A 7,240-nucleotide genomic window follows, 5' to 3' on the forward strand; every position below is an offset into this window, starting at 1 on the left:
GTCGTACCCACGACCTGCCTGAAGGGGAACGATCGTGCGGTACACACTGTTCGGCAAGACCGGTCTGCGCGTCAGCGAGCTGAGCCTCGGCGCCATGACGTTCGGCGTGGACGGCGACTGGGGCATCGACAAGGAGGCCGGCGGCCGGATCCTGGACGCCTACGCGGACGCCGGCGGCAACTTCGTGGACACCGCGGACATCTACACCGGCGGCGCCTCGGAGCGGATCCTCGGCGAACTGCTCGACGGGCGGCGCGACGAGTTCGTCCTGGCCAGCAAGTTCACGTGCGCGACCCGCAAGGGCGACGTCAACTCCGCGGGCAACCACCGCCGGAATCTGGTCCGTTCGGTGGAGGCGAGCCTGGAGCGGCTGGGCACCGACCGGCTGGACGTCCTGTGGGTGCACGCCCGCGACAACTTCACACCGGTCGAGGAGGTCATGCGGGGCCTCGACGACGTCGTGCGCTCCGGCAAGGTGCTGTACGTCGGCGTCTCCGACTGGCCCGCGTGGGAGATCGCGCAGGCCAACACCCTGGCAGAGCTGAGGGGTTGGACGGCGTTCGCGGGCTCGCAGCTGAGCTACAGCCTGCTGGAGCGCACTCCGGAGCGGGAACTGCTGCCGCAGGCGCGGGCGTTCGACCTCGCCGTGCTGGCCTGGGCGCCGCTCGCCGGCGGAAAGCTGACCGGCAAGTACCGCCGGGGCGAGTCGGGCCGGCTGAGCGCCCAGGACACAGCCGCCGACCCCCGGGAGGACGCCGTCGTCTCGGCCGTCCTGGAGATCGCCGAGGTGGGCGGCTGGAGCCCCGCCCAGGTGGCGCTGGCCTGGCTGCTCCAGCGGCCCGGCACCGTCGTCCCGATCATCGGTGCCACCCGGGTCGGCCAGCTGAAGGACAACCTCGGCTGCGTCGACGTCCGGCTCGGCGCCGACGCGGTGGCCCGCCTGGACGAGGTGAGCGCGGTGCCGCTGGGCTTCCCGCACGACTTCGTCCGCGACCCCGACGTCGTCCGCACCATCTACGGCGATCGCTGGACGGCCGTCGACGACCGGCGCTCCACCTACCGGCGTACGGCCACGGACGTGCTCTGACCGCCGAGCGGTGTCACCCTCACCCGGTCGAGCACCGGCGCGTACGCGGAACGCTGGCCGTACGGGTTGCGGGTGACGCCGTCGAAGTCGGGGAGTTCGCCGGAGGTGACGGTGAGGGTGTTGGCGCCCCGGCGCAGGGTGACCACGGTGGTGAGCTCGGCGAAGTTGTTGAAGTGGTAGGTGGTGGGGAACAGCACGCGCTGGGCGGCTGCCCCGTTGACCGCGAGGTCGGCGTGGCGGCAGACCGGGTCGGGGTTGTAGTGGGTGGCGGGTGCCTGCTCGCCGTTGGAGTAGCGCAAGGTCAGGGCGTGGCGGCCGGGGTGTTCGGCGGTCACGGTGAGGGTGAGCGCGTTCGCCGGGCCGTCGCCGACGCCGTCCACGGCCTTGCCGCCGGTGGCGTAGGGGTGGGCGCCGGTGACACGGGCCGTGCCGGTCAGGACGCCGTCCTCGGCCGGGTACGCCGTCGTCGGCAGCAGGCCCCGCCCGGGACCCACCCGCAGCCGGTCCACGACGAGCCGTTCCGGGCCGGCCGTGACGGTGATCTTGTTGACACCGCCGACGAGGAACAGGGGTGCGGGGCCCGTCGGCAGCCCGCCCAGGTCCTCGCCGTTGACGGTCAGCCGGCCCTCGCCGGGTCCGACCCGGTCGAGGGTGACGCTCGCCTCGCCGTCGTCCTCGGCGTGCACCCAGAAGGTGACGGCGGCGCCGCGCTCCAGCACGACGTGCGGGTGCTCGACCCGGGCCGCCCCGGCGAGGCAGGCGTACACGGCCTCGTACACGTCCTCACCGCCGAGGTGCTCGACCAGTTCCAGCCGGTCGATCACCGCGTCGCCCCGGGTGACGCCGAGGTCGGGGTCGCGGGCCGACAGCGTGAGCGTGTGCCGGCCGGCGATCAGCGCCACGCGCGTGTCGGTGTGACCCCACACGGCCCACTGGTGGCCGAGGGGCAGCAGCAGCTCCTCGGGGCGCTCCCCGTCGACGCGCAGGAAGACGTTGGTGGGGCCCGACTCCCGCACCAGCTCGGCCCGGTTGTGGGAGTTGGCGTGGACGCGGACGTCGTACATGCCGTCCCGTGGGACGTCGACGGTGAAGACGAGCGTGCCGTCGGAGCCGGTGCGCAGGCCGCCCACGTGATGACCGCCGGAGGTGGCGAACCGGCCCACGTCGGACGGGGATCCCTCGGGGCCGTGCTTGACGTAGCCGCCGCCGATGTAGGCGGCGTCCTCCGCCTCGTAACCGCGCCGCCGGCCGACGGACGGCGGCAGGAGTGCGGCGCCGCGGCCGCCGGGCGAGAGGATCAGGTGGTAGGCGGACATCTCGTCGAGGTCGTCGAGGTCGAGGGTCACCGTGCCGTCCACGACGGGCAGTTCGGTGTCGCGCAGGCGCAACGGCTGGGCGCTCGCGCCGACTTGGCCCGTCCAGGCGATCTCCTCGAGGCGGACGTGGACGGACGCCCCGAACAGGTCCGGGTCGATGTGCTCCACGGCCACCCGTGCGGTGCCCCCGGATCCGCCGAACAGCACCCGGGCCTGCCGCTTGTCCCGGTCGAGCGCGGCGACGCCCTGGAGGGTGTACTGCGCGCCCGGGTGCGGGGCGGTGACCCGGACGGTGTGTCCGGTGAGGCGGCCGTAGACGTGGAACAGCCACCACTGGCCGTTGCCCCGATGGGCGCCCACCGCCGAGTCGTTGAGGTTCCCGGCGATGTTCCAGTAGGCCATGTCGGCGTCGACCTTGGAGTCCTCGATCGCGGCGATCCACTGGACCATCTGCCCGGGGACGGAGAGGTGATAGTTGTGCGCGTACTCATTGATGTCGACGGGCAGCGGGCCGATGCCCAACTCCCGCTCCATCGCGCGGTACGCGGCCACGTTGGTGCAGACCTCGGCCGGTGAGGACAGCTCGTGCCAGGTGACGACGTCGGGGAGCACGTCGTGGGCCCGGGCGTACTCCAGGAAGGCCCGGACCTCGGGGTAGAGGATGCTGGTGTTGGGTCCGGCGACGCGGGCGCCCGGGTCGAGGTCCTTGATCAGACGGTGGAAGTGGCGCCAGGCCGCGAAGTAGGGGCCGGGCTCGCTGCGCCAGCAGGTGCGGTCGTGGCTCCACTCCCCCGTGCCGAACATGTTGCCCTCGGGTTCGTTGAAGGGCACGTACACGAGGTGTGAGCGCAACTCGCCCAGGGTGCGGGCCTGTTCGACGTGGCGGCGGACGCGCCGCTCGAAGTCGGCGAGGCGTTCCGGGCCGGTGGCGCCGGGCCATTCGTAGGGGAAGCCGCGGTAGATGTCGGTCAGATAGACGTAGACGTCCCGGCCGCCGGCGGCGACGAAGGAGGGCAGGATCTCCAGGGCGTCGGCGCCGGGGTGCTGGACGCCGTCCTGGGCCTTGGTGGCGACCGTGCGCAGGGCCATGCCCTCGACGAGGTTGCGGCCGGGGACTCCGTCGCCGTAGAGGCCGTAGAGCGTGCCGCTCGCGCCGCCGTGGAAGGGGCCCGTCCCGGCGGCCAGGTCGACGGTGAGCGTCTCGACGGTCACAACGCACCCTCCATGTTCGAATGATCGAACGGTGGTCGGTTCACCGAATCGACCTGCTCGAACGTAGAGAGGAGCACCGACCGGCGTCAACGGTCGCGTCCCCTTTCCGCAGCCCCGGTCCGCGCGCTCCGGGGAACGCTCCCCGTGTACCCCCTTGCGCTCGCGTGCGCGCCGCGTGCTCGGGGCATCGCCTTCAGGGACGGGACCGAGCGGCGGGGAGGCACCTGTGCACGGACCGGCTTCGCCCGGCTGGCTGTTGGTGGCGTTGTGCGCGCTGACCGGGGCGTACTGCCTGCTGCGGATGCGCAGCGGCGTGGAGGAGCAGCGCAGGGCCGCGGGCGGCGAGGCGCTGATGGGGTTCGGGATGGCGGTGATGGCCGTGCCGGCGGCCGTGTTCACGCCGCCGGGCTGGGCCTGGTCGGCGTACGCGGCGGTGTTCGGGGCGGCCGGGCTGCACGCCCTGTGGGCGGCCCGCGGCGGCGCCCACCACCTGCACCATGTCATGGGCGCGGCGGCGATGGTCTACATGGCGGCCGTCATGGCCACGACGCCCCACCACGCGCACGGCGGAAGCGCCGCGGGGCTGCCGCCGCTCACGGGCGCGCTGCTCCTCTACTTCGCCGCGTACGTGCTCGTCTCCGGCGTCCGCCTGGTGCCGGTCGCGGCGGTGAGCGGGGGCGGGGACGTACGGCCGCGCTGGGGTGACCGGCCGGAACTGGCGCGGGCCTGCCGGCTGTCCATGGCGATCGGAATGCTGGCGATGCTGCTGACACTCTGACCACGCCCGCGCCCCCCTGCGTGGTCTGCGTCACTTTGCCGTACCGATACGTACCGCGGAGCAGCGGCCCGCTCCTAGTCTGCTGACCATGACGGTCCCCGCGGTCCTCCTGCTGCTCGGCACGCTGACCGCCGTCCTGGCACCGCGGCTGCTCGCCCGGGCCGACTGGCAGGACCGTGAGCCGGTGGTCGCCCTGTGGGTGTGGCAGTGCGTGGTGGCGGCGGTGCTGCTGTGCTGCGCGCTGTCGATGACACTGAGCGCGGCCGCGGCCTGGGAGGCGGTGCGCGGGCATCTGTTCGCCCCGGCGCCGCCCGCCGTCGTGGAGGCGTACTCCCTTGGCCCGTCCGGCCCTTGGGCGGCCTCGTTGGCGGTGGCGCTCGCCTGCGCCGGACTGTGGAGCGGCGCGATGCTCGTACGGGAGGTGCTGAGCGCGCGGGGGCGGCGTCGACGGTGGCACGCCGAACTCCTGGTGCGGGCCCCGCTGTTGCCCGGCGAGGAGCCGCGTGGCGACCGGCTCGTCGTGCTGGAGGGCGAACGCCCGGACGCCTGGTGGCTGCCCGGTTCCGAGCCCCAACTGGTGGTCACCACGGGGGCGTTGCGGCGTCTGAAGGGGCGTCAGCTGGATGCCGTGCTCGCTCATGAGCAGGGGCACGCACGGGCGCGGCACGACTGGCTGCTGCACTGCTCGGGCGCGCTGGCGGGCGGATTTCCGCAGGTGCCGGTGTTCGCGGCGTTCCGGGACGAGATGCACCGGCTGATCGAACTCGCCGCCGACGACATGGCGTCGCGCCGCTTCGGCCGGCTGACCACCGCCCTCGCCCTGGTCGAACTCAACGAGGACCGGGGTGTGTTCGGCCCCTCCCCCGCCGTCCAGGCTTATGTTCCCGAGCGGGTGCGCCGCCTGCTGGCCCCGCCGACCCGGCTCACGGCGGCCCGCCGGCTGCGCCTGACGGCGGCGGCGACCCTGGTACCGGCGATCCCGCTGCTGGTGACGCTCGTACCGGCGCTACGGGCCCTGGGCTAGGGCCGGCCTCGCCGGGGAGGTAGCCGGTGTCTCCGCGGCCGCCCGGCGGGACACCTCGGGCCCGCCCGCCCCTTCCGCTCGGCGCCGGCGGGACACCTGGGGCCGCCCGCTCCTCCCCCGCGGCGCCCTGCTGGCCTCCCACCCCTCCCCCCTCGGCTCCCTGCTGGCCTCCCGTCCCTCCCCCTCGGCTCCCTATTGGCCTCCCGCCCCCCTCGTCGGCGAGGATCGCGGTATGCACAGCTCGTCCGTCGGCTCTCCGCCCCGGCCGCGGCGGCACCGCACCGCCGTGCGCCTGGCCGGGCTGCTCGGTGGGTGCTCCGCGCTGCTGCTCGTGCTGGTCGCGGTCCGCTGGCATCCGCTGACCTCAGCCGACGGCGACGTCGCCCGCACCACGCACCGGTGGGCCGTGGACGACCGGGGTCTCACCCACGCGTTCCGCATCCTCACGGACTGGGTCTGGGATCCGTCGACGATGCGGCTGCTCTGCCTCGCGGTGGTGGTGTGGCTGGTGGCGCGGCGCGCCGCGTGGTGGACGGCCTCCTGGCTGGTGTTCTTCGTGGCCGTCGGCACTCTGGTCCAGCAGGGCGTCAAGGAAGCGGTGGGGCGCCCCCGCCCGGTCTGGCCCGACCCGGTCGACTCCGCCCACTACGCGGCCTTCCCCTCCGGACACGCGATGACGGCGACGGTGGTCTGCGGCCTTCTGCTGTGGCTCCTGCACCATTACGGCGCGGGCCGGGCCGTCCGGCGCGCGGCGCTGACGCTGGTGGCGCTCTCGGTGGCGGGCGTCGGCCTGACCCGCGTCTGGCTCGGCGTCCACTGGCCCTCCGACGTCCTGGGCGGCTGGCTGCTGGGCGCGACGCTGGTGGCCCTGGCGATCGCGGCCCACCAGCGCTGGCACCCGTGACCGGACTTCGCCCCTGCTCCCGATCATCGGCTCCTACGATCGGGAGGATGACGACGGTTCTGTTCGACTTCTCCGGCACCCTCTTCCGTATCGAGTCCACCGAGTCCTGGTTGCGCGCGGTCCTGGACGACGCCGGCGTCGCGCTTCCGGAGGGCGAGGTGGTGGCCCTGGCCCGGGAGCTGGAGGCGGCGGGGGCGCTGCCGGGCGGGGCGTGGCCGGTGCGGGTGCCGGTGGAACTGGGCGAGGTGTGGCGGACGCGGGACGCGAGCGCCGAGCTGCACCGGGCCGCCTACACCGGGCTCGCCCGGCAGGTTCCGCTGCCCGACCCCGCCCTGTACGACGCGCTCTACGACCGCCATCGGACCCCGGCCGCCTGGACCCCGTACCCGGACGCGGCCGACGTACTGCGCGCCCTGCGCGGGCGGGGGTGCAAGGTCGGCGTGGTGAGCAACATCGGCTGGGATCTGCGCCCGGTGTTCCGCGCGCACGGCCTCGACGACTATGTCGACGCCTACGTGCTGTCGTACGAGCACGGCGTGCAGAAGCCGGACCCGAAGCTGTTCGCGATCGCCTGCGAGAGGCTCGGCGCGGAGCCCGGGCGGACGCTGATGGTCGGTGACGACCGGCGCGCGGACGGGGGTGCGGCGGCGCTGGGCTGCGCGGTGCATTTCGTGGACCATCTGCCGGCTGCGGACCGACCGGATGCCCTGCTTCCGGTGCTGGATCTCGTGGAGTGACAGCCGGATCCGCGTCTGCGGCACGGCCCTGAGAAGACGGGATGCCCCGAGAAAAGTAGCCCGAGCGAACCTCTCGGTCGCAAAAAAAGTCCGCCTCGGACGATCCCCCGTGTCGTCTGAGGTTTTTCGTTGGGTGCTCGTTGACCTGCGGAGATCCCGGCCGTTCCGCCATTTCACGGAGA

At 73.5% G+C, this 7,240-nt stretch carries 6 protein-coding genes; 5 read left to right on the forward strand and 1 reads right to left on the reverse strand.

The annotated features are described in order from the left end of the window. The first annotated feature begins 34 nt into the window (after positions 1 to 34). Positions 35 to 1,087 (forward strand): aldo/keto reductase, encoded by a 1,053-nt coding sequence (locus ACZ5NW_RS22315; RefSeq protein ID WP_468745618.1) that lies wholly within the window; start codon positions 35 to 37, stop codon positions 1,085 to 1,087. Here the strand turns inward: ACZ5NW_RS22315 and ACZ5NW_RS22320 are convergent. After that, positions 1,057 to 3,615 (reverse strand): cellulosome protein, encoded by a 2,559-nt coding sequence (locus tag ACZ5NW_RS22320; protein ID WP_468745619.1) that lies wholly within the window; start codon positions 3,613 to 3,615, stop codon positions 1,057 to 1,059. The genes ACZ5NW_RS22315 and ACZ5NW_RS22320 overlap by 31 nt on opposite strands. 226 nt (positions 3,616 to 3,841) lie before the next feature. Between ACZ5NW_RS22320 and ACZ5NW_RS22325 the strand changes: the two genes are divergently transcribed. The 4 genes from ACZ5NW_RS22325 to ACZ5NW_RS22340 all read left to right on the forward strand — a co-directional run bounded on the left by ACZ5NW_RS22325 (position 3,842) and on the right by ACZ5NW_RS22340 (position 7,058). Then, complete coding sequence (locus ACZ5NW_RS22325) at positions 3,842 to 4,393, forward strand: DUF5134 domain-containing protein (protein WP_468745620.1); 552 nt, start codon at positions 3,842 to 3,844, stop codon at positions 4,391 to 4,393. A gap of 88 nt (positions 4,394 to 4,481) precedes the next feature. Further along, entirely contained in the window at positions 4,482 to 5,417 is a 936-nt protein-coding gene (locus ACZ5NW_RS22330; protein ID WP_468745621.1) for a M56 family metallopeptidase, read from the forward strand. Positions 5,418 to 5,649: 232 nt separating this feature from the next. Continuing rightward, positions 5,650 to 6,321, forward strand: a complete 672-nt coding sequence (locus tag ACZ5NW_RS22335) for a phosphatase PAP2 family protein (protein ID WP_468745622.1) — start codon at positions 5,650 to 5,652, stop codon at positions 6,319 to 6,321. 47 nt (positions 6,322 to 6,368) lie between these two features. After that, positions 6,369 to 7,058: an HAD family hydrolase gene (locus ACZ5NW_RS22340; RefSeq protein ID WP_468745623.1), complete on the forward strand. Its 690-nt coding sequence runs from the start codon at positions 6,369 to 6,371 to the stop codon at positions 7,056 to 7,058. Positions 7,059 to 7,240 lie beyond the last annotated feature (182 nt).

Source organism: Streptomyces sp. NPDC032126 (assembly GCF_055580085.1).

What these genes read in the sequence shown, in the direction of transcription:
- ACZ5NW_RS22330 (WP_468745621.1), top strand. Translation starts at nt 4,482, where the DNA reads ATGACGGTCCCCGCGGTCCTCCTGCTGCTCGGCACGCTGACCGCCGTC.
- ACZ5NW_RS22335 (WP_468745622.1), top strand. Translation starts at nt 5,650, where the DNA reads ATGCACAGCTCGTCCGTCGGCTCTCCGCCCCGGCCGCGGCGGCACCGC.
- ACZ5NW_RS22340 (WP_468745623.1), top strand. Translation starts at nt 6,369, where the DNA reads ATGACGACGGTTCTGTTCGACTTCTCCGGCACCCTCTTCCGTATCGAG.